The following is a 20,802-nucleotide window of genomic DNA, read 5'->3' as shown; positions in this document are numbered from 1 at the left end:
ACCGATTTTTTGTCGCTGAAAATTACCGCACTTTTGATAAAAAAATTTTAACTTGATCACAATTTTAGAATTTGCTCTTTGAGATTCTCTATTTATCGGCATAACATAATACTCAAATTTTGTTAGGGCATATTTTGCTCTGCAAATTGACCAATTTAAGTAATTTATGCTTTGGAGCAAACTATGAAACCAACAGAAAAACTCAAATGGAACAAATTTGATGCAACATGGATGTTAAACCTTTTCGGTACGGCGGTTGGCGCTGGCGTCTTATTCCTACCGATTAACGCAGGGATGGGTGGATTTTGGCCGTTAGTTTTAATGGCAATTATCGTCGGACCAATGACCTATTTTGCTCACCGTGGTCTAGCCTATTTTGTACTTTCATCAAAAAATCCTGGCAGTGATATTACTGAAGTAGTTGAAGAACACTTTGGTAAAACAGCGGGTAAACTTATCACCCTACTTTATTTCTTCGCGATTTTCCCTATTCTTTTAATTTACGGAAACGGTATTACTAACACAGTAGATTCTTTCATTGTGAATCAACTTGGCATGGTGTCACCAAACCGAGCTATTCTCTCTTTTGTATTAATTGCAGTATTGATTTCCGTCATGCTATTTAATGAAAAAGTGATGTTAAAAATCACAGAATGGCTTGTTTACCCATTAGTATTAATTTTATTCGCACTTTCTATTTACTTAATTCCAGAATGGAATGGTGCGATGTTACATGAATTCCCAACAGCAGGCGGTTTCGTCACAACATTGTGGCTTACTATTCCTGTATTGGTATTCTCATTTAACCATTCACCAGCAATTTCATCTTTCACTTGCTCACAATTCCGTGAATACAAAACTTTCGATGGTGCAGAACGCCATATCGGCCATACAGAGAAAGGCACCTCAACGATTTTGTTATTCTTTGTAATGTTTTTCGTATTTAGCTGCGTATTAACATTAACACCTGAAGAATTAGTGGCGGCAAAAGCACAAAATATCAGTATCTTATCTTTCTTAGCGAATAAATTTGATAATCCATATATCTCTTATTTTGGCCCGCTTGTTGCATTCTTAGCGATTACTAGCTCATTCTTCGGTCACTATATGGGCGCACGTGAAGGCTTAGAAGGCTTATATTTGAAAATGAAAGGCGAATCTGTAAATCGTAAAAAACTCAATTATGCGACCGCACTTTTCTTCTTATTAACGTTATGGGGCGTTGCGATTATTAATCCAAGTATCTTAGGCTTAATTGAATCTCTTGGCGGCCCAATCATTGCGATGATTTTGTTTATCATGCCAATGTACGCGATTCGCAAAATCCCAGCAATGAAACGCTACAGCGGACGTTTCAGTAATGTTTTTGTAACGATTATGGGATTAATCGCTATCTCTGCGGTTGTTTATGGATTATTATAAGCGCCCTTTAAAGTTTAGCGAATTTTGAGAAATTTATGATTAGCGTATTTGATATGTTTAAAGTGGGAATTGGGCCATCCAGTTCCCATACTGTTGGCCCGATGAAAGCCGGCAAACAATTTATAGATGACTTAATTGAACGAAATCAGTTTGAACAAACAGCTGAAGTTCATGTGGATGTGTATGGTTCTCTTTCGATGACTGGGAGAGGCCACAGTACAGATATCGCCATCATCATGGGGTTAGCGGGTTATTTACCACATAATGTGGATATCGATATGATTTCAGGTTTCATCGAGAAAGTGAAACAAACTGCGCTTTTACCAATTAATGTTGATCAAAAAACGGTAAAATTTGATTTTGAAAATAATCTCATTTTTCACCACACTTTTTTAAAATTGCATGAAAATGGCATGACAATTACCGCTCTTGATGAAAATCGCACAGAGCTTTATCGCCAAACCTATTATTCGATCGGTGGTGGTTTTATTGTCGATGAAGCCCATTTTGGTCAAGAAGAAAAAAACACAGCCCAAGTGCCTTATCCTTACAAAAATGCAGAAGATATTTTGAAACATTGCAGTGATAACGGCTTAATGCTTTCTACTGTGATGTTGGAAAATGAAATCGCCTTGCATGGCAAAGAAGCTGTTAGTGCTCATTTAAAGAATGTCTGGAAGACGATGCAAGCTTGTATCGAACACGGTATTCACACTGAAGGAATTTTACCTGGACCATTACGAGTGCCACGTCGTGCAGCCTCTCTTTATCGTATGTTGCAAGCAAATACTAATTTGTCCAACGATCCAATGCGTGTGATCGACTGGGTTAATATGTTTGCGCTTGCTGTCAATGAAGAAAATGCAGCGGGTGGACGCGTAGTCACAGCGCCAACCAACGGTGCATGCGGGATTATTCCAGCTGTATTAGCTTACTACGAGAAGTTTATCTCACCATTAACACCTGAAATCATTGAACACTATTTATTAGCAGCAGGTATGATTGGTTCACTTTATAAAATGAATGCTTCGATTTCTGGCGCAGAAGTGGGTTGTCAAGGTGAAGTGGGTGTAGCCTGTTCAATGGCAGCTGCGGGACTAGCTGAAATTTTGGGTGGTAATCCACTACAAGTATGCATAGCAGCTGAAATTGCAATGGAGCATAACTTAGGATTAACTTGCGACCCTGTCGGCGGTCAAGTTCAAGTACCTTGTATCGAACGCAATGCGATTGCTTCAGTTAAAGCAATCAATGCATCACGTATGGCTTTACGCCGAACTACTAATCCAAGAGTAACCTTAGATAAAGTGATTGAAACAATGTACGAAACAGGCAAAGACATGAACGCCAAGTATCGCGAAACATCTCAAGGCGGACTAGCAGTTAAGATTGTTTGTAACTAACAAACAATAAAACAGTTAATAAGTCAGAATCAAATTATTTTTATTGATTATTTCATATATTAAAGAGAGAAATACATTGAAAACAACCACTTTAAAACATCAAATAAATAAAGTGAATATATTTTTTCATTTATCGCTTTTTATTTTTTCATTCCTAACAAATATTGGCTTAGGAAAAGCCCATACAGGAAACATTTTTTCATCTAGCCATATTACATTATATATTTTTCTAATATTAATATTTTCATCATCAAGAATCATTGGCTTGATTACGTCTAGTATATTATTTATAACCTCTATAATTTATTATCCAGCAGGAGTATCTTATGGTGCTCCCTCTTTTGGAATTATAGTCTCAATATACGAAACTAACATAAACGAAACATTAGAATATTTATCTTCGATACCAAATTATATTTATATTTTAATGGGTATTTATTCTTGTATATTTATTAGTACAATATACGCAAGCAAGCAAGCAAGCAAGCAAGCAAGCAAGCAACTCTATCAACTTAATAAAGAAACAAAAAATATTTATTTTAATATGGATAACGCTCCTTTCTTACATATTAATAAAGCCAATTAGTGGCATTATAAAATCAAAGTCATCCAATATATCTTATTCATATTACTTATCTCAATCTAAGTTCTATCCATTGTCTTTTTATTCTGAAATGGTCAGGGTAACCTCAGAGTATTTCAAACAAAAACATTTTCTTGATGAATCATTTAATAAAGACTCCAAGTGGGAAATTATCTCTGCCTCTCCTAAATATAAAAACTATATCCTTATTATTGGTGAAAGTATGAGAAAGGACTACATGTCTTTATATGGTTATCCAATCGTCACAACCCCATTCTTAGATAAAATAAATGGTACTATTTTTAATAATTACTATTCAGCTGCACCAAATACACAACCATCGTTACAAAGAACACTATATAGGCAGGAAAATTATGAAACGGTTTACACCGATAATATAATTTCTCTACTAAAATTAGTTGGTATTAAAACATATTGGCTTTCAAACCAAGGAAAAATGGGAGAATTTGACACTATGGCATCGCGCCTGGGAATCAATGCGGATTATAATTTTTTTACAAAGAATTTAGGATATGATTCTGCAAAAAAATTTGACTTTGAATTATTGCCAAAATTTAAAGAGATTTTGGAAAAAGAAAAAAATACAAATAAATTAATAGTATTACACTTAATGGGCTCGCACCCAATTTTTTGTGAAAGGTTACCTTATAAAGTTCAAAATTATTTTATTAATCAACAAATGTCTTGTTATTTAGAGTCAATCAAATATACCGACAAATTTATTGAAAGTGTAAATGACTTATTAGTTAAAAATGGAGAGTCATTTTCTGTAATATATTTTTCAGATCATGGTTTAGCACATAAGAATGATTCATTATATGTCAGTAATTTATATAAACAAGACTACGAAGTTCCATTTATTATGTTTTCAAGTGATTCAATTAAAAGAATAGAAATTAATGAAAAACAATCGGCATTTAATTTTATGTATGGTTTTACTCAATGGCTAGGAATAAAAGAAAAACATTTATCTGGAGTTGATTTCTTTAATCCTAAAGAGCAAAAAATAAAAGTTTTTGACTGGGAAAATATTATTGATGTTAATTTACTAAAAGATGACCCAGCCAAGCTACATTGACAAAACTAAAGCCTTGATAATCAAGGCTTTAGTTTTTCTATCTAAAATGATGGTAATTATAATGATACCCGACACTTGGGACTACAGGGATAACCGGTAGCGAACTTCTCACTCGAGTTCTAACTTTATTATCACTCGCATTCAATTTTAAGTTAGTATCAACTTGACTTGCCACTTTATCTTTCTGTGCCTGAGTAACCGTATTACCACTTGTTACACGAGCATTATACTCTTGCACAGCCTTCATATCATAAACACCGCCACCAGTTTGTTCTGGTTGAGATGAACATGCTGCTAAACCTAAGATTGCACAACTAACAAAAACTATTTTTCTCATTAAATCATCCTATTTACAAATTACGTCAGTTAATACAGCCCTACCTTCTGATACATAATTCGCTGCTTTTTCCTTTAATGTTTTATTTTCTTTTAACTGAATACGCTTAGATAAATCTTTATCTGTAATTGAATAAACTGGCACATAACTTAAATTTTGAGGATCTTTTTGATTATAAATCGTCGCCCCCGTTACACTACCGTAATATTCACTTTTATCATTTGGCGAAAGATAATTGTGAGTTGAATTTGTGTAATCCACACCTCTTTTTACTTTAAATCCTTGACAAATACCAGCTGGAGACTCAAAAACACTTTCTGATGAACTCATCTCATTAATTTTATAAACTTTTAACTCAATGCTTTGACCTAATTTCTGAGTATCATTACTTGATATATCAGAGCTAAAGGCTTTCTTATCTTTTTCATCAACATAAGTTACTGAACTAGATGTATCTTCAGCAATAGATAAATGCGGTACAAACAAACTAACCAGCATGCTACAAAATAAAGAAAAAGAAGTACAATTTTTGTAATTCATCTCCAGTTCTCCTTAACGTTCTTTAAAGTAATTTCTAATATTAAAATAGCTATTTGCCAATTAATAGCATTACCGAACTATATCAAAAAGACTTATATGATACTAGGTTATTTTTCAGGGGTAATACTTTTTGATTTTTCTTCGTTTTGAGCTTCTAAAGCATCACGCGCAGCACGAATACTTTTTTCAATTAGTGGAACACGCTCATCATCTTTAGGCATTAAGCGCAGCATCATCGCCCAAGTCACTGCAGCCATTTTATAATCTTCCGTTTCAAAGTAACGGAATGCGAGCAGACTTAACGCCTCAACATTAGTGTGATCTTGACGAATCACTTGACGCAATAAATCGCCACCTTTAAGTTTATCAGTCGCGTCTTCAGAGAACATCAATATACGAGCATAACCTAATTTATATTGCACATTATCTGGTTCGAGTTTATTAGCCTTTTGATAGCTATCAAATGCCAAACGCGCATCACCTAAATTCATCCCAATTTGACCAAGCATCCACCATTTTTTTGCATCAGTTGGATTTTTCTGCAAATCGATTCGAAGTGCGGTAGAAAATTGCTGCATTTCTGCATCAGAAAATGGATTTTTATCTTCATCTTTCATTCGATCAAAGAAATAGGGCAATTTCGCATAAGTTTGCTCTAACATCGATTCGGCTTGCCAAGAGCCCACCATAAAATAAGAAGAGCCAGCGATAATTCCTAGCGCCAACACGCCAGACACAAACCACACTTTTCCATAAGATTTGCCAGAATAATCCACATTCTCTTGAACCTTGCTCGGCACATCATCAAGTAAGGTTTTCTGTAATTCTTGTTTGAGTTGCTCAACATTTTCAACTAAACCTTGGGAATTATCTTGCTCAATTTCTTCCAAGCGTGAGAAATACAACGCCTTATTTAAATCATCACGTTTTTGCCCATGTTTCGCTTTGAATTGACGTAATAAAGGATAAAAACAAATTAACGCTACAACTAAAGTGGTTAATATAAAAATTAATGCAAAATTCATCTATTTATCCTTGTTTAATAATTCTGCCAAACGCGCATTATCTTCATCAGTTAAAACATCTTGGGATTTCACCGCACTTTGAGCTTTTGGTTTACGTCTTAATAAAAATACCACGCCTAACAACACAAGCAATAATGGGGCAATCCATAGCACTAATGTACTCGCTGTCATAGGTGGATCGTAAGTTACAAAATTGCCGTAGCGTGCCACCATATAATCTACGACATCATTTTTCGATTTGCCTTCTTGTAAAAGCTCAAATACTTTGCCACGCATATCCACAGCGATAGTCGCATTGGAATCCGCAATATTATTATTTTGACACTGAGGGCAACGCAAAGATTGTGTTAATTGGTGGTAATCACTCTCTTGCTGTGGAGAACTAAAATTAAGCGCATCAATGGATGAAAAGGCCACTGAGCTAAACAAAAGTGCGGTCAAAAATAACCATGTTTTCTTCATTATTGTTGCTCCGAAAGTTTGTCATAAATTGGTTTTAAAGTCTGAGTCCAAACTTTCTCGTTTACATCACCGGCATAACGATAATGAATCACGCCTTTACCATCTATAATAAAAGTTTCTGGCGCACCATATACTCCTAAATCCAAACCGAAAGAACCTTTTTCATCTTTTAAAACAACTTTATAAGGATTTCCAAGATCTTTTAACCACTTCATTGCTTTAGGTGATTCATCTTTATAATCTAAACCAATAATTCGCACACCATCTTTAGCAAGTTTGTTTAAATATTGATGTTCTGCATAACAAGTCGGACACCAAGTCGCCCACACATTAAGCAAAACTGGCTTACCTTGTTGAAACAACTCATTCGTGTAAGCTTTATTTTCAAAAAGCTCCGTTAAATTTTTTGCTGGCACAGGCTTTCCAACCAAAGCAGACTCTAATGCTTTAATATCTTCACCTTGCGCATTACGTTTTAATTGCACTAAAAATGCAATTGTTATCGATAAAAAGAGAATAAGAGGAACGAGTAATTTTTTTTTCATTTTTTACCGCACTTTAAAATTGGTGCCTAGGGTAAGTATACCCTAGGCTAGTAAAAGTGTAGCCTCTTTGAGGCTAGTTGAAATTCCCCAAAGGGGAACCATTTCAATTAGCCATGGGTATACCTACCCATGGCAGTATAAATTATTTCTTCAACAACGCATTAAACCGATAGCGTCGATCGAGCATACACAATAATCCACCTAACGCCATAAACAAGCCACCAATCCAAATCCAGCGAATAAATGGCTTGTAATATAAGCGTAACGCCCAAGAATTGTCCTCAAGTTTTTCACCAAGTGCCACATAAAGGTCACGAGTTAAACCACCAGCAATCGCGGCTTCCGTCATAGACATCCGACTTACTGTGTAAAAACGTTTTTCTGCAAATAAACTTGCCTCTGGTTGCCCATCTTTCGAAATATCAATTTGCGCTTTTCCACCAACATAATTTGGACCATTCGCGTCCGTCACACCTGCGAATTTAAAATCGTAACGACCAATTTGTGCACTCTCGCCGACTTTCATTCGAACATCACGTTCTACGCTAAAGTTTTGGCTAAATGCGATACCCCATACGGTCATTGCTACACCTAAGTGAGCTAACATCATTCCCCAATGAGAACGAGATAGTTTGCGTACGCCCACAAAGAATGGTTCACGATGCGTCGCACGTTGTTGTAATTCATAAAGCGCAAGTAAAGCGATAATCACCGTCATCATTGAACCAAGCACCGAACTCACGGTAATTTTATCTTGCAAGAAGTAAGGTAACGCAAAACCTGCGATCACCATAACAAATACGCTGATAACAACAGGCGTACGAATTGCAGAAAATTGGTCTCTACGCCATTTCACCAAAGGTCCAATACCAAGCAATAATGCAAATGGTGTCATAATAATTAAGAACATTTGATCAAAGAATGGCGCACCAATAGAAATAGAACCTAACCCAAGTTGTTTGTGAACGAGTGGTAACAACGTTCCTAAGAATACAACGCAAAGTGCGGTCATTAATAAGATATTATTTAATAACAACATACTTTCACGTGAATAGCGTTCTGCATTATCACGAGAGCGAATTTGGCTTCCTTTATACGCATAGAGCGCAAGCGAACCACCAATCACCACAACGAGGTAAGCCAAAATATACAAACCACGAGTTGGATCCGATGCAAATGCGTGAACTGAAACTAAGATACCAGAACGAACTAAGAACGTACCGAGTAAACAAAGTGAAAAGGCTAAAATCGCAAGTAATACCGTCCAAGCTTTGAAAGAACCGCGTTTTTCTGTGACAGAAAGAGAGTGAATCAATGCTGTACCAGCAAGCCAAGGCATAAACGATGAGTTTTCTACTGGATCCCAGAACCACCAGCCGCCCCAGCCAAGCTCATAATAAGCCCACCAAGAACCGAGCACGATACCTAAAGTTAAAAATACCCAAGCAGCAAGCGTCCAAGGACGTGACCAACGCGCCCAAGCTGAATCTAATTTTCCGGTCATTAAGGATGCAATCGCAAACGCAAATGCCACAGAAAAACCAACATAGCCCATATAAAGCAATGGAGGGTGGAAAATTAAGCCCACATCTTGCAACATTGGATTAAGTTCTTTTCCGTCCACTGGGAAATCAGGGAAAGTACGCGTAAAAGGATTTGAGGTAAACAAGACGAACAACACAAAACCGACGCTAATAATCCCCATTATACCAAGCACGCGAGCAACCGCTTCTTGGGGTAAATGTTTACTCAATAAAGCAACGGCAGATGACCAAACAGCCAGTAGCCAAATCCACAGTAATAAAGAACCTTCATGAGCCCCCCATACGGCAGACAAACGATAATAAATCGGTAAAGCCGTATTAGAGTTATTCACCACATACTGCACACTAAAATCATTTACTGCGAATAAATAAAATAATGCAGCAAAAGCGATACTTAAACTTGCAAATAAACCATAAGTCATTGGGCGAGCTAATGCCATTAATTGAGCATTGCCTTTTTCTGCCCCCCACAAAGGGAAAATCGCCAACATAAGCGATACGGCTAAACTTAAAGCCAGCGCATAATTTCCTAATTCAGCAATCATTTTGCGCCTTCTTTTTCTTGACGATCACGTGCGCTTTCGCCTTTTAAATCTGCATCACCAATACCCATTGGTTTATGCACTTTTTGCATTTTTTCACCTAATTCTGGTGGCACATAATTTTCATCGTGTTTAGCCAATACTTCTGTCGCGGTTAAAACAGTTGGCTGAGTTAATACACCTTGAGCCACAATGCCTTGTCCTTCGCGGAAAAGATCCGGCAAAATGCCTTCATATTCAACAGTGATCGCAGGGCCAATATCATTTAAATCGAACCGCACTTTTAAGCTTTTTGGATCACGCACTACCGTGCCTTCAACCACCATACCGCCAACACGAATACGCTGCCCCACCTCAGGTTTTTGATTCGGGTTATTATCCTTGCCTTGAATCACTTCAGATGGCGTATAAAACAAGTCGATATTTTGACGTAATGCATACAGCATCAATCCACTTGCAATAGCAATGCCGAGCACAACAAAAATGACTAATTTAAATCTGGATTTACGTCTTGGATTCATAGTGTGTTCCCTTTATTTGCTTGTTGTAAACGTTCTTCGCGTTGTTGCTCACGCAATACATTTTGTAACACTGTCTTGCGTTGTTTTACACTTTGAACAATTAAGGCAATAACTGCCACTAAACTTACTGCATAGGATAACCATACGTAAAAACCGTAGCCACCCATATTAAAAAAATCACTCCAAGTTTGGAAAAACATAAAATATTCCTTATAAAAAATCGCTAAAAAACTAACCGCACTTTATTTCAGTGTTTGAGCCAATGCTTTAACCCAAGGACGTTTCGCATCTTCTTTCAATAATTCCACGCGATAACGGACTAAAGTAAGCCAAATATACAAGGTTAAAAAACCGAAGATACACAAAATTAATGGAACCAACATTGGAATTGCAATGGATGGTTTTTCCAGTTTAGTGATACTCGCACCTTGATGTAACGTGTTCCACCATTCCACCGAAAAATGAATAATCGGTAAAATCACGACCGTTGTAATGCATAAAATCCCAGCCGCTTTTGCCCCTACGTTACGATCTGAAAAAGCAGAATAAAGCGCTAAAATCCCAAGATAAAGAAAGAATAAAATCAATTCTGCAGTTAAGCGAGCATCCCACACCCACCAAGTGCCCCACATTGGTTTACCCCAAATCGCGCCCGTAACAAGCGATAAAAAAGTAAACAATGCACCAATTGGCGCCATTGCAATCATTGCTAAATGAGCTTGCTTAATTTGCCACACAAGGGCAACCACAGCTGCAATCGCCATTGAACCGTACACACCCATTGACCAAATCGCTGTCGGTACATGCACGTACATAATTCGGAAACTATTGCCCTGTTGATAATCTGCTGGAGCGAATGCTAAGCCCCATACAATGCCGACACCGAGTAAAATAAGCGTTAAAAATGCAAATAACGGACTCAATTTACCGCAAATACGATATTGAGTTTCGGGTTTTGCATAAGGATGTAGCCACTTCCACATAAAAAAATCCTTAAAAATTAAAGAGAAAAACCACCGCACTTTTATACGGTGGAATGAAATTAATTATCTAAACTAATTCGCAGTGCCGCTGCGATGGCAAAAGGCGAAAGCGTTACAGCGCCAACCATCATGGCACCTAAAATCGCCAGTTGCCCCCCATAAGGCACATTTAATCCTGCTGCCTCTAATACTGATGACGCAAAAATTAAAACAGGAATAAACAACGGAACGACAAGCAAACTCAACAACACGCCACCTTTTCTCAATCCCACCGTTAAAGCCACGCCAATTGCACCGATACAACTCAATACAGGAGTGCCAAGTAACAATGTCAAAACCAATGCCCACCAAATATTGACCTCAAGAGAAAGCAATAAAGCAGCAATCGGTGATAGCAAAATAAGCGGTAAACCGGTGAGCAACCAATGTGCAACGACTTTAGCCAGAGCCGTCATCGGCAAAGGCTGTGCGGTTAACATTAATTGTTCAAGAGAACCATCAATAAAATCATCACGAAACAAACGTTCAAAAGAAAGCAATGCTGAAAGTAATGCGGCTACCCATGCGATACCCGGTGCGATACGGGAAAGTAATTTAGGATCCGGCCCAATAACAAGCGGAAACAAAGTAATCACAAGCAAAAAGAACCATAGCGGATTTAAAATCTCCGCATTTTTGCGCATCGCAATTTGAAGTTCTCGTTTAATTATCTCTAAAAAAATCATCACGTTATTCCGCTTTATAAGCCGCTAAATTCAATTTTTGCAGATGAGAACTAGGTACTTCTTGGTGGCTGGTCAACAACACAATACCACCTCGTTGAGCATGCTCATCAAAAAGTGCGGTTAAAATTTCTACGCCTTTTTTATCAATCGCAGTAAACGGCTCATCTAAAATCCATAAGGGCGCTTGAGACAGCCATAAGCGACCTAATGCAATACGTTTTTGTTGCCCTGCAGAAAGTTGTGCGGCGGGCAAATCTTCACGACCTAACAACCCTACTTTCTCAAGCAAATCCCACAAAATATCAGTATTTTGTTCAGCTTGACTAATTCGTTGATAAAACTGCAAATTTTCCCATGCGGTTAATTCTGGTTTTACGCCCGAAAGATGACCTAAATAAAGCAAATTCTGATGATACTGTTCACGTTGTTTAGAAATTGCTTCAGAATCCCACCGCACTTCGCCTTCTAAAGGTTGAGCTAAACCCGCAAGAATACGTAATAAACTGGTTTTACCTATGCCGTTATGCCCTTCAATTTGTACAAAATCACCGCTATTAAAATCGCAAGTCAAAGCACGAAAAAGTACGCGCTCACCACGTTGGCAGGATAAATTTTGCAGAGATAACTTGTGTGGTTCAAACATAATTGCAAAGGGAAAATAAAAAGTGGCGGTATTCTATCACAAGAGAAATATTTGACGAGATTTTAGCCCCCAAAACAGATAACTCTTTAGGCGTAGATTGATAGGTTTATTGATTTAAAACAAGGTTTAATAAATTCGTCTATTAATGTAAAAGGAAAAACATTTAATGATCTAAATCAAAATTTTTGCTATTATTTGCTCACTTTTGGTTATAGACCAAAACCCTCAACGAAATTTGTCTTTATTACATAGAAGGAATAAATTATGGCTTACACTCTACCTGAATTAGGCTACGCCTACGATGCATTAGAACCACATTTCGATGCGCAAACAATGGAAATCCACCACAGCAAACACCATCAAGCTTATGTAAACAATGCAAACGCTGCATTAGAAGGTTTACCCGCTGAATTAGTGGAAATGTGCCCAGGTCAATTAGTTTCTAACCTTGACAAAATCCCTGCAGAAAAACGTGGCGTATTACGCAATAATGCAGGCGGTCACACAAACCACAGTTTATTTTGGAAAAGTTTGAAAAAAGGTACTATTTTACAAGGACCATTAAAAGATGCTATCGAACGTGATTTCGGTTCTGTAGAAGCATTTAAAGCTGAATTTGAAAAAGCAGCCGCAACTCGTTTTGGTTCAGGTTGGGCGTGGTTAGTATTAACTGCTGAAGGTAAATTAGCCGTGGTATCAACAGCAAACCAAGATAACCCATTAATGGGTAAAGAAGTTGCAGGTTGTGAAGGTTTCCCACTTTTAGGTTTAGACGTTTGGGAACATGCTTACTACTTGAAATTCCAAAACCGTCGTCCAGACTACATTAAAGAATTCTGGAACGTGGTAAACTGGGATTTCGTCGCAGAACGTTTTGAACAAAAAACAGCACACTGCAACAGTGCAAAATAATCAATATTGAAGAAGCCTAGCAAACGCTAGGCTTTTCTTCTTTACTTATACTCAATATATAAAAGTGCGGTGGAAACGACTAGCCCCAAAAGTTAGACAGTTATCAACAGGATAATCAAACCTAATTTTCTGTAGCTAATTTTTCCATTCGATCATTTGTTCAATCAATAAAATTAATTTTCTTCTTTCCATATCATCTAATTGATTTAATAATCGATCAAGTTGATAAATTTGATCCGATGGTTGCAAACTACTATCTGTGATTAAATCAGACACACGGCATTGAAACAGTGTTGCAAATTCACATAAACGCTCTACATTTAATCCAATCCTGCCGCGCTCCATTCTAGAAATGGCATCATTGCTTAATCCCAATATTTCTGCCACTTTTGCTTGTGATAAACCTGAGGCTTTCCGATATTTTGCAATAGAAGCTCCCACTTGTTTATTTATCTCAACTTTATCTTTCACGCCATTTTCTTTATTCCATTTTTTGAATGGAACGAGTATAGACATTCACCACCCAATAAAAAGAGAATTAAAATCTTGCAATAAAGAGTTAAATTCTTACAATAAGCGAGATTTTATACAAAATATTTTTCTCGCCCGAATCAACCGTGCAAATACTTTACATAAAATACGCACATATATTGAAATCAAGAGAATAACTATGTCGAACAAACACGAAAAACTAGCGGAACGTTTAGCTTCTATTTTGGTGGAATTGAATACCACAGGGCAGATTGATATTAATGAATTAGCTGATCGCTTTTCTATCGGCATTCGCACCTTACAAAAAGATCTAAATGAACGTCTTGTTTTTTTAAATTGGGAACAAAATGGACCGCGCTTTTATCGTTTAAACCGCGCCCAACTCGGTGTGTTCACTAAAGAAGATATTGAACGATTTGCCCATTTCGCTAGTGTGCAAGATCTTTTCCCTAAAATAGATCGTGAATTTTTTCAACATAGTTTAAATGAAAGTATTGCCGTTAAAGGATTACATTACGAAGCGATTCAGCATCGCCAACAAGAATTTAAACAACTTCAAAATGCCATTGAAAAACATTGCGTGGTGCAATTTACCTATCAAAAACTCGGCACTCAAAATGCTTCAAATCGTGAAGTTGAGCCTTATGTGTTATTAAATAAAAATGGGGTTTGGTATCTCATCGGTCTTGAAAATGGAAAACAAAAAACCTTTTGCTTCACTCAAATCCATTTTTTAAAAATAACAGATAAAACATTCAAACCTGATGAACAATTTCTCTCAGAAATTCAAAAAAGCGACAGCATTTCTCACGGCAATCAAATTAGTGAAGTTGTAATCAAAGTAGATGCTTCCGTTGCCCATTATTTCACTCGACGTAATTTACTACCAAACCAAGAAACCATCCGAAAATTAGAAAATGGTGAACTTCTGCTCTCTTGCAAAAACATTCACGAATTAGAAATTATTCCCTTGGTGCAATATTGGATTCCACATTTGGTGATTGTGAGCCAAAATGAGTTACAAAATAAAATGCTTTCTAATTTACAAAATTATATTTCAAACTATAAATAATTAATTGAGGTAAAAAATGACAACAAAGGAAAATTTACTTAATTACATTCAACAAGCAAAAGAAATTATTGAACCTTTAAGTTTAAATAATGAAACTAAAGTAGAAGAGATAGCTGTATTAGATAAGTACAGTAACGACATTAATCATTTAGAAATGATTATTCCTATCGTGGGTGGATTTAGTGCCGGTAAAAGCACATTAATTAATTATTTTCTTGATCCAAATCATAAAAAAGAAAAAAGAAAAGGTATTCTTCCTACTGGGCAAGAGCCAGTTACAAAGTTAGCTACAGAACTACGTTATACAGAAGGGAAAGAATATGCTGAATTAATCAAATTAGATGATAATAATCCAGATTTTATAATTGAAAGAACTCAAGTTAATTTATCTGAATTAGATAAATTTGTTGCTGAAAGCGGTAATCAAAATGATGAACTTGATTATAGCTATATTAAGTTATATTCAAATAATAAAAAATTAAAAGAACTCGAACCTTTCATTCTAGCTGATATGCCTGGATTTGGTTCGGCAAACAACAGACATAATAAAGCTATTGATCTATATATTCGCCGTGGTGTTCATTTTGTTATACTCCACCCAGTAGGATCTGGAGAGATCACTGGAGATATCATTCAAGAAGCTGAAAAAATATTACAAACAGAAAAAGAATTTACATTCTGTCTAACAAAGGCAGATACACGTTCAGAAGATATTATTGAAGAAGTACGTGAAAATATTACTGATACATTGAATGATTTAGATTATGGAAATGAAATCTATGTATCAAGTGTGAAAAATACTGATGCATTACAACATATCTTAGATAATATTGATAAAGATAAATTAATTGAGAATATTTTTTCAGATGGATTACATTCTCAAGGTAGAAAATTTATAGAAACATTAAATTCAAATATTTCAGTTTTACAAGAAACTGAGGAAGAAATTAAATCTGCAAAAGACAAACTTGAGCGTCAAAAAGAACGCCTTGAAGAAAAGCAAGCAAGAGAAATGAACTCCCTTGAATCTCGCCGATTTGACGGTGTTAATCTAATTATTGAACGTATTAAAACAGAATTAAGAACAAATAAAGCACGTTTACTTAAAACACTAGAACGTAATCAATTTCAGTTTTCTGAGGAAGTTGGTAGTTTGATTCAAAATACATTAAGCAGCAGTGTAAAAAGCTATTTAGAAAGACTAAGCACTGAATTAACTGAGCAATTTGCTGGCATTTTACAAGAAATGTCAGCTAGAAATGCAAGTCAAATGAGTTTGAATAATGAATCATTATTACGTTTGAAAGCAGATATTAACAGAAAAATGAATCAAACCTTATTGGATATTAGAAATATTGATACCAATGTCAAAGAAGATAGCCAAAGTAATAATGATGTAATTGGTATAATTTTAAAAATAATCACATCATTATTGACTAAAAACCCTATTGCTCAAGCTGTTGTTTCACTTTTACCAAGTTTTATTACTGATATTTTTGGTAGTTCAGATGATGGTTCAACAAGACGAATCCAAGAAATGAAACAGCAAGATGCACTTGAAAGAGCATTTGAAGAAAGCATTATACCTAAAGTTGCGAGTAGCATTGAAGAACAACTACCACAAATGTTAAATGGTTTTAAAAATCAATTAATCGCACAAATTAAAATAATTTTTGATCAAGAGATTAAAGATAAAATTCAAGAAATTGATCGTGCATCACAAGAGAAAGGTAATGTTAAAGATCAAGAGCTTGAAATTAGTAAATTAAAATCTGCGATTAGTTCATTAAAGCAAGTAATGAAAAACTATTTATAATTGAGGAGACAATATGGATATTTTAGACTTTACGAAACGTGTAGAAAGCTTCAGTAAACTTTATAAAATTGATGAAGAAAGTGATGTAAATCCAAATTATACAGATAGCCGTAAGCTAGAAAAGGAGCTAACGGCGCACAATAAAGAGATTAAGCAAGAGCGTATTTTAAAAATTGGTGTAATTGGTCGCGTAAAAGCTGGTAAAAGCTCATTATTGAATATGCTATTTTTCGGTGGACGAGATGTTCTACCAAAAGCAGCAACACCAATGACTGCCGCATTGACTTGTTTACGTTATGGGGAAACCTGTCGAGCTGAGATTGATTGTTTTACGCCAGAAGACATCTCAGAAATTAAACAAAATGCAAAGAAATATGAGGACTTTTTAAAAAAAGAAATTCAAGATCAAATTTCTACATTAAAAGAAAGAAATAAAGCAGCTCGTAAAGTATTGGATGATAACGAAATTCTAAGAAGAGCAGAAAAAAACGCCGAAAAAGAATTAAAAGATCATTTTTATCTCGGTGCTTATGAGCAAGCTATTCTGCTTAACAAATCTGGAGAAATGCCACAAGTTACACAACTAGAAGCCAATACACCTGATGCTTTAATGAGTGAATTACAACACTATGTTGGAGCTGATGGTAAATATATGCCTTATACTAAATCTGTCATTTTATATTTACCAGAAGAAGGATTAAAAGGGATTGAGATTATTGACACACCGGGAGTGAACGATCCTGTAAAATCTCGCGAAGAGCGTACAAATCAATTCTTAAAAAATTGTAATGTGGTATTAACTGTTTCACCTACATCACAGTTTTTAGATGAGAGTGACTGTAACTTTATTGAAGGAGCAATGACTGCGAGCGGTGTACAAGAATGTTATTTAATTGGTAGTCGATTTGATGATACCTTAATTGAATCTGCTGTTTCTGAAAGTATTAGCGATCCTTTATTATTAATTGAACAAGTAACAAGTTCTCTTAAAGAAAGAGCACACGAAGTATTAAATCAAAGAAATGTAAAATTTAACGAGTTTGTGGGTTCTTCAAGTATTGCTTTTACCCTTTTACAATATTTTGATGAAAAAAATAAATGGGATGAATTAGGACAAACTGTTTGGTATAACCTTTCTGATAGCTTCCCAAGCATATTTAATTCATCTGCAAAAGCGAAAGAAGTATTAGCCGCACTTACTGGAAAAACAAAGATTAATCAAATAATTGATACCATTAATCAAAATAAACAAGCAACCCTAGATAAAGCGGATAGAACATTTAACGATAAATATAAACATCAATTAAGAAATTATCTTTCTGCCATTGAAAAATGGACTGAAATACAACTTTCAGAATTAGATTCTGCGAATGAAGAACAGCTTTTACGTAGAAAAGCAATGCTAGAGAGAATATCAAAAGATATTGAAAATAACGTTAATGAAACCTTTACGCATTCTGTTGAAGATTTTTCTTCACAACTTGAAGAAGCATTAAGTAATAAAAATAGAGATATTTTTAAAGGCTTTGACTCTGATGAGGGAAGAACAACGGAAACCAAAACTGAATACTATACTGAAAGCGTTAGACGTGAAAAACCCGGTCTATTATCTTGGGGAGCTAGAAAGATTGGGTTAGGTGGCTATTCTTATGAAGATGTTGAACGTTCCAGAACAAAAATTGTTAAGGTGGTAAGAACAGCTCCAATTTGCGACGCTATTGATGAAATTCGAGAAAGAATTGAAGAACAACTTTCCTATCTTGCAAGCTCTATTAAATCTGGTTGGCAAGATAGTGTAGTTGATGTTGTTGGGAGTCGTCTATATGGTAAACTGAATACTAACGCTGAAGTAAAACAGTATTTACCAAAACAACGAGTAATCGAGGAATTATTAAATAAATCTATTTCTAAGTTACCAGAAATGATGTTTAAACTTGATGCTAAGCCAAGTGACTTTGAGCGTCGAGTTACGCTTGATGAAAGTGATGGAAATTCTTTTATCCGTAAATCAGAAGAATATATGAATAATCTACAAAAATCTGTTAGTAATATGATTACTAATTATGTAGAGAATTATAGAAAGACACTTATCAATCAAAGACTTGGAAACAGGCTTACTACAGATCTAACACGTCGTTTAAATAAAACCTTATCTGATTTAAATGATATTGAAGTCAATACTAAGCTTTATAATTCTATTAATTGTGAAGTTAAAAAATTAAAATCTGAAATTGTAATTAATTAACATAAAACAATATGTATGGTGTGAATTGATTTGACTCCATACATTTTTAATATCATTAAAGGTGAAAAAATGCGTGAGCAGCTATTAGTAATAAGAAATACTATTCAAGATAAATCAAGACTAAGTTTTATATTTAAAAAGAAAACTTTAGTTTTATCGATAGAAAAATCATTAGATGAGTTAGAAATAACTTTATCAACATTAGAAAATAACCTGAGAGAAACAACTGAAAATTATATAAACTCAGTCAAGGAAGGCGAGGAGTTACAATCAAATTTAACTGATCTTAATGCCACACATTCCCAGTTAAAGCAAGATTATGATAAATCTGTTCAGCGTGGCGATAAATTACAATCTGATTTAGTCGCTCTTAATTCAAAATATTCTCAGTTAAGTCAAGATTATGATAACTCTATTCAAAATAAGGATAAATTAGAATCTGATTTAAAAACACTTAATGAAAAACATATAAAATTAAATCAAAATTATGAAGAGTTATATTTCAAGAATAATCTTATCGCACATTTATTGAAAGCTAATTATATTCACGAAGGTGTAAGAGAATATGAATCTATTTTAGAAAATGATTTTATGGAATTTGCTAATGAAGAATCTTCATTAAAAGAAGAAGCTTTAGCATTATTAAAATTACAAAGAATAGGCAAAGAATTAAGAAGTATTAGCTCATATCCTGAGTTTTATAATAAAAAAGTTGTTGCAGTTGGAGGTGGTTTTAGTGCGGGTAAATCAGAGTTTATTAGTAGTTTATTTGAAAATGATTCAGTTAAGTTACCTGTAGGTATTAAACCAACAACTGCAATTCCAACTTATGTAATGAATAGTGATAACGTGGGATTATTAGGTGCGAGTCCAAAAGGAGAAATGATAGATTTGCTAAAAATAGAACCTAATATTTATAAAAAACTATCTCATGACTTTATTAGATCTTTCGGATTTAATTTGAAAGATATTATGCCTTATATGGTACTGACAAATAAACTCAGTTATAAACATATATGTTTTGTAGATACCCCAGGATATAACCCGTCATCATCAGAACAATCGCATACAAATGAAGATAGAGAGACTGCTGATAACTTTATTAAAGAAGCTGGGGCATTAATATGGCTTATTCCTGTAACTGCAGGCACCATTCCACAAAGTGATTTAGAGTTTTTAGATGAAGCAACTTCAGAGAAAAAAACACTTTATGTCGTATTAAACAAATGCGATCAAAGACCTTTATCTGATGTAGAAGATATTATGGAAGAAATTGCTACTGAACTTGATAATTATGGTATTGAATATCAAGGCATTTCTGCATATAGTTCCAAAATGAAAAAAGAATATTCTTATTTTAGAAAATCATTAAAAGCATTTTTTATAGAGCAAGATCTTGAAATTAACCGTATTCAAGAAATCTATGAATCACTGGATTCCGTGAATGTAATGTATAAAAAAGCAATACAGGCAGATATTAAAAAGAATAAAAAAATTAAGGATAAACTTTTTACTATTAGACAATCTTTAGCTTCAAACTGGAGAAATGATGATGAAGATAAAGTTGATGAGTTAATGAAATATTTTGATATCAGCTCTCAAGAATCACACTTATTAAAATTAAAATCTGTGATGGAGAAATTTAATAATGCATTAGAGATGATATTTCCTAAACATATTTTATTAAATAAGGAAAATAAGGAAATAGAAATAAATGAAAATGAGTCTTTCCATTCTAATATTCAGAGATTCTTATCATCATTAGAAAGTATCAAACGAAAAATGAACAAATAAAAAGTTATTTCCTTGGTTAAACTAGTATGTACTAAGAAACAAGAAACCCATTGAACCACCCAATGGGTTTTCTTTTGAAATTTACAAACAAATTAAT

General features: G+C 34.9%; 21 protein-coding genes. 9 read left to right on the top strand and 12 right to left on the bottom strand.

The annotated features are described in order from the left end of the window. Nucleotides 1-183 precede the first annotated feature (183 nt). The 4 genes from DV427_RS05325 (at nucleotide 184) to DV427_RS09695 (ending at nucleotide 4,507) form a co-directional block, all read left to right on the top strand. Nucleotides 184-1,422 (top strand): HAAAP family serine/threonine permease, encoded by a 1,239-nt coding sequence (locus DV427_RS05325; RefSeq protein WP_114891555.1) that lies wholly within the window; start codon nucleotides 184-186, stop codon nucleotides 1,420-1,422. Between the two features lie 35 nt (nucleotides 1,423-1,457). Next, a complete protein-coding gene (locus tag DV427_RS05320; protein WP_114891554.1) occupies nucleotides 1,458-2,825 on the top strand; it encodes an L-serine ammonia-lyase in 1,368 nt (455 codons plus the stop codon). Nucleotides 2,826-2,901: 76 nt separating this feature from the next. Next, nucleotides 2,902-3,411 carry a hypothetical protein gene (locus DV427_RS09700; RefSeq protein ID WP_162790265.1) on the top strand — a complete coding sequence of 170 codons (510 nt, stop codon included), beginning with the start codon at nucleotides 2,902-2,904 and terminating at the stop codon, nucleotides 3,409-3,411. A gap of 88 nt (nucleotides 3,412-3,499) precedes the next feature. After that, nucleotides 3,500-4,507 carry a phosphoethanolamine transferase gene (locus DV427_RS09695; protein WP_162790311.1) on the top strand — a complete coding sequence of 336 codons (1,008 nt, stop codon included), beginning with the start codon at nucleotides 3,500-3,502 and terminating at the stop codon, nucleotides 4,505-4,507. Nucleotides 4,508-4,544: 37 nt separating this feature from the next. On the opposite strand, the gene DV427_RS05310 is transcribed toward DV427_RS09695, so the two are convergent. The 11 genes from DV427_RS05310 to ccmA form a co-directional block, all read right to left on the bottom strand. Next, complete coding sequence (locus DV427_RS05310; protein ID WP_065249943.1) at nucleotides 4,545-4,844, bottom strand: hypothetical protein; 300 nt, start codon at nucleotides 4,842-4,844, stop codon at nucleotides 4,545-4,547. A gap of 9 nt (nucleotides 4,845-4,853) precedes the next feature. Next, nucleotides 4,854-5,384, bottom strand: coding sequence for a DUF8095 domain-containing protein (locus tag DV427_RS05305; protein WP_065249942.1), 531 nt, complete (start codon nucleotides 5,382-5,384; stop codon nucleotides 4,854-4,856). A gap of 107 nt (nucleotides 5,385-5,491) precedes the next feature. After that, nucleotides 5,492-6,409 (bottom strand): c-type cytochrome biogenesis protein CcmI, encoded by a 918-nt coding sequence (ccmI, locus tag DV427_RS05300; RefSeq protein ID WP_114891553.1) that lies wholly within the window; start codon nucleotides 6,407-6,409, stop codon nucleotides 5,492-5,494. Then, nucleotides 6,410-6,871 (bottom strand): cytochrome c-type biogenesis protein, encoded by a 462-nt coding sequence (locus DV427_RS05295; RefSeq protein ID WP_065249940.1) that lies wholly within the window; start codon nucleotides 6,869-6,871, stop codon nucleotides 6,410-6,412. Next, entirely contained in the window at nucleotides 6,871-7,416 is a 546-nt protein-coding gene (locus DV427_RS05290; protein WP_005634310.1) for a DsbE family thiol:disulfide interchange protein, read from the bottom strand. Before DV427_RS05290 ends, DV427_RS05295 begins: the two co-directional genes overlap by 1 nt. Nucleotides 7,417-7,558: 142 nt before the next feature. Then, nucleotides 7,559-9,505, bottom strand: a complete 1,947-nt coding sequence (locus tag DV427_RS05285; RefSeq protein WP_114891552.1) for a heme lyase CcmF/NrfE family subunit — start codon at nucleotides 9,503-9,505, stop codon at nucleotides 7,559-7,561. Continuing rightward, nucleotides 9,502-10,023: a cytochrome c maturation protein CcmE gene (gene ccmE / locus DV427_RS05280; RefSeq protein WP_114891551.1), complete on the bottom strand. Its 522-nt coding sequence runs from the start codon at nucleotides 10,021-10,023 to the stop codon at nucleotides 9,502-9,504. Before ccmE ends, DV427_RS05285 begins: the two co-directional genes overlap by 4 nt. Beyond that, complete coding sequence (gene ccmD, locus DV427_RS05275) at nucleotides 10,020-10,223, bottom strand: heme exporter protein CcmD (RefSeq protein WP_005634314.1); 204 nt, start codon at nucleotides 10,221-10,223, stop codon at nucleotides 10,020-10,022. The genes ccmE and ccmD overlap by 4 nt, the downstream gene beginning before the upstream one ends. A 42-nt stretch (nucleotides 10,224-10,265) precedes the next feature. Beyond that, nucleotides 10,266-11,006: a heme ABC transporter permease gene (locus DV427_RS05270; protein WP_005634316.1), complete on the bottom strand. Its 741-nt coding sequence runs from the start codon at nucleotides 11,004-11,006 to the stop codon at nucleotides 10,266-10,268. Between the two features lie 59 nt (nucleotides 11,007-11,065). Further along, nucleotides 11,066-11,731: a heme exporter protein CcmB gene (gene ccmB, locus DV427_RS05265; protein WP_005637214.1), complete on the bottom strand. Its 666-nt coding sequence runs from the start codon at nucleotides 11,729-11,731 to the stop codon at nucleotides 11,066-11,068. A 4-nt stretch (nucleotides 11,732-11,735) separates the two neighbouring features. Next, a complete protein-coding gene (ccmA, locus tag DV427_RS05260) occupies nucleotides 11,736-12,374 on the bottom strand; it encodes a cytochrome c biogenesis heme-transporting ATPase CcmA (RefSeq protein ID WP_005642790.1) in 639 nt (212 codons plus the stop codon). Between the two features lie 264 nt (nucleotides 12,375-12,638). Here ccmA and sodA point away from each other — a divergent pair, with 264 nt between their 5' ends. Continuing rightward, complete coding sequence (gene sodA / locus DV427_RS05255) at nucleotides 12,639-13,286, top strand: superoxide dismutase [Mn] (protein WP_114891550.1); 648 nt, start codon at nucleotides 12,639-12,641, stop codon at nucleotides 13,284-13,286. A gap of 135 nt (nucleotides 13,287-13,421) precedes the next feature. Here the strand turns inward: sodA and DV427_RS05250 are convergent, their stop codons facing one another. Then, nucleotides 13,422-13,802 (bottom strand): helix-turn-helix domain-containing protein, encoded by a 381-nt coding sequence (locus tag DV427_RS05250; RefSeq protein ID WP_114891549.1) that lies wholly within the window; start codon nucleotides 13,800-13,802, stop codon nucleotides 13,422-13,424. 154 nt (nucleotides 13,803-13,956) lie between these two features. On the opposite strand from DV427_RS05250, the gene DV427_RS05245 reads away from it, so the two are divergent. The 4 genes from DV427_RS05245 (at nucleotide 13,957) to DV427_RS05230 (ending at nucleotide 20,705) form a co-directional block, all read left to right on the top strand. Continuing rightward, entirely contained in the window at nucleotides 13,957-14,850 is an 894-nt protein-coding gene (locus tag DV427_RS05245; protein ID WP_114891548.1) for a helix-turn-helix transcriptional regulator, read from the top strand. A gap of 16 nt (nucleotides 14,851-14,866) precedes the next feature. Beyond that, entirely contained in the window at nucleotides 14,867-16,666 is a 1,800-nt protein-coding gene (locus DV427_RS05240; RefSeq protein WP_065249934.1) for a dynamin family protein, read from the top strand. A 13-nt stretch (nucleotides 16,667-16,679) separates the two neighbouring features. Then, nucleotides 16,680-18,911 carry a dynamin family protein gene (locus tag DV427_RS05235; RefSeq protein ID WP_065249933.1) on the top strand — a complete coding sequence of 744 codons (2,232 nt, stop codon included), beginning with the start codon at nucleotides 16,680-16,682 and terminating at the stop codon, nucleotides 18,909-18,911. A 69-nt stretch (nucleotides 18,912-18,980) separates the two neighbouring features. Further along, on the top strand, nucleotides 18,981-20,705 hold the full coding sequence (locus DV427_RS05230) for a dynamin family protein (protein ID WP_065249932.1): 1,725 nt from the start codon (nucleotides 18,981-18,983) through the stop codon (nucleotides 20,703-20,705). Nucleotides 20,706-20,802 lie beyond the last annotated feature (97 nt).

This window comes from Haemophilus haemolyticus (assembly GCF_003351405.1).
Lineage (GTDB): Bacteria > Pseudomonadota > Gammaproteobacteria > Enterobacterales > Pasteurellaceae > Haemophilus > Haemophilus haemolyticus_N.
This window is presented reverse-complemented; position numbering and strand designations above follow the sequence as displayed.

What these genes read in the sequence shown, in the direction of transcription:
- DV427_RS05325 (WP_114891555.1), top strand. Translation starts at nt 184, where the DNA reads ATGAAACCAACAGAAAAACTCAAATGGAACAAATTTGATGCAACATGG.
- DV427_RS05320 (WP_114891554.1), top strand. Translation starts at nt 1,458, where the DNA reads ATGATTAGCGTATTTGATATGTTTAAAGTGGGAATTGGGCCATCCAGT.
- DV427_RS09695 (WP_162790311.1), top strand. Translation starts at nt 3,500, where the DNA reads ATGGTCAGGGTAACCTCAGAGTATTTCAAACAAAAACATTTTCTTGAT.
- DV427_RS05310 (WP_065249943.1), bottom strand. Translation starts at nt 4,844, where the DNA reads ATGAGAAAAATAGTTTTTGTTAGTTGTGCAATCTTAGGTTTAGCAGCA.
- DV427_RS05305 (WP_065249942.1), bottom strand. Translation starts at nt 5,384, where the DNA reads ATGAATTACAAAAATTGTACTTCTTTTTCTTTATTTTGTAGCATGCTG.
- ccmI (WP_114891553.1), bottom strand. Translation starts at nt 6,409, where the DNA reads ATGAATTTTGCATTAATTTTTATATTAACCACTTTAGTTGTAGCGTTA.
- DV427_RS05295 (WP_065249940.1), bottom strand. Translation starts at nt 6,871, where the DNA reads ATGAAGAAAACATGGTTATTTTTGACCGCACTTTTGTTTAGCTCAGTG.
- DV427_RS05290 (WP_005634310.1), bottom strand. Translation starts at nt 7,416, where the DNA reads ATGAAAAAAAAATTACTCGTTCCTCTTATTCTCTTTTTATCGATAACA.
- DV427_RS05285 (WP_114891552.1), bottom strand. Translation starts at nt 9,505, where the DNA reads ATGATTGCTGAATTAGGAAATTATGCGCTGGCTTTAAGTTTAGCCGTA.
- ccmE (WP_114891551.1), bottom strand. Translation starts at nt 10,023, where the DNA reads ATGAATCCAAGACGTAAATCCAGATTTAAATTAGTCATTTTTGTTGTG.
- ccmD (WP_005634314.1), bottom strand. Translation starts at nt 10,223, where the DNA reads ATGTTTTTCCAAACTTGGAGTGATTTTTTTAATATGGGTGGCTACGGT.
- DV427_RS05270 (WP_005634316.1), bottom strand. Translation starts at nt 11,006, where the DNA reads ATGTGGAAGTGGCTACATCCTTATGCAAAACCCGAAACTCAATATCGT.
- ccmB (WP_005637214.1), bottom strand. Translation starts at nt 11,731, where the DNA reads ATGATTTTTTTAGAGATAATTAAACGAGAACTTCAAATTGCGATGCGC.
- ccmA (WP_005642790.1), bottom strand. Translation starts at nt 12,374, where the DNA reads ATGTTTGAACCACACAAGTTATCTCTGCAAAATTTATCCTGCCAACGT.
- sodA (WP_114891550.1), top strand. Translation starts at nt 12,639, where the DNA reads ATGGCTTACACTCTACCTGAATTAGGCTACGCCTACGATGCATTAGAA.
- DV427_RS05250 (WP_114891549.1), bottom strand. Translation starts at nt 13,802, where the DNA reads ATGTCTATACTCGTTCCATTCAAAAAATGGAATAAAGAAAATGGCGTG.
- DV427_RS05245 (WP_114891548.1), top strand. Translation starts at nt 13,957, where the DNA reads ATGTCGAACAAACACGAAAAACTAGCGGAACGTTTAGCTTCTATTTTG.
- DV427_RS05240 (WP_065249934.1), top strand. Translation starts at nt 14,867, where the DNA reads ATGACAACAAAGGAAAATTTACTTAATTACATTCAACAAGCAAAAGAA.
- DV427_RS05235 (WP_065249933.1), top strand. Translation starts at nt 16,680, where the DNA reads ATGGATATTTTAGACTTTACGAAACGTGTAGAAAGCTTCAGTAAACTT.
- DV427_RS05230 (WP_065249932.1), top strand. Translation starts at nt 18,981, where the DNA reads ATGCGTGAGCAGCTATTAGTAATAAGAAATACTATTCAAGATAAATCA.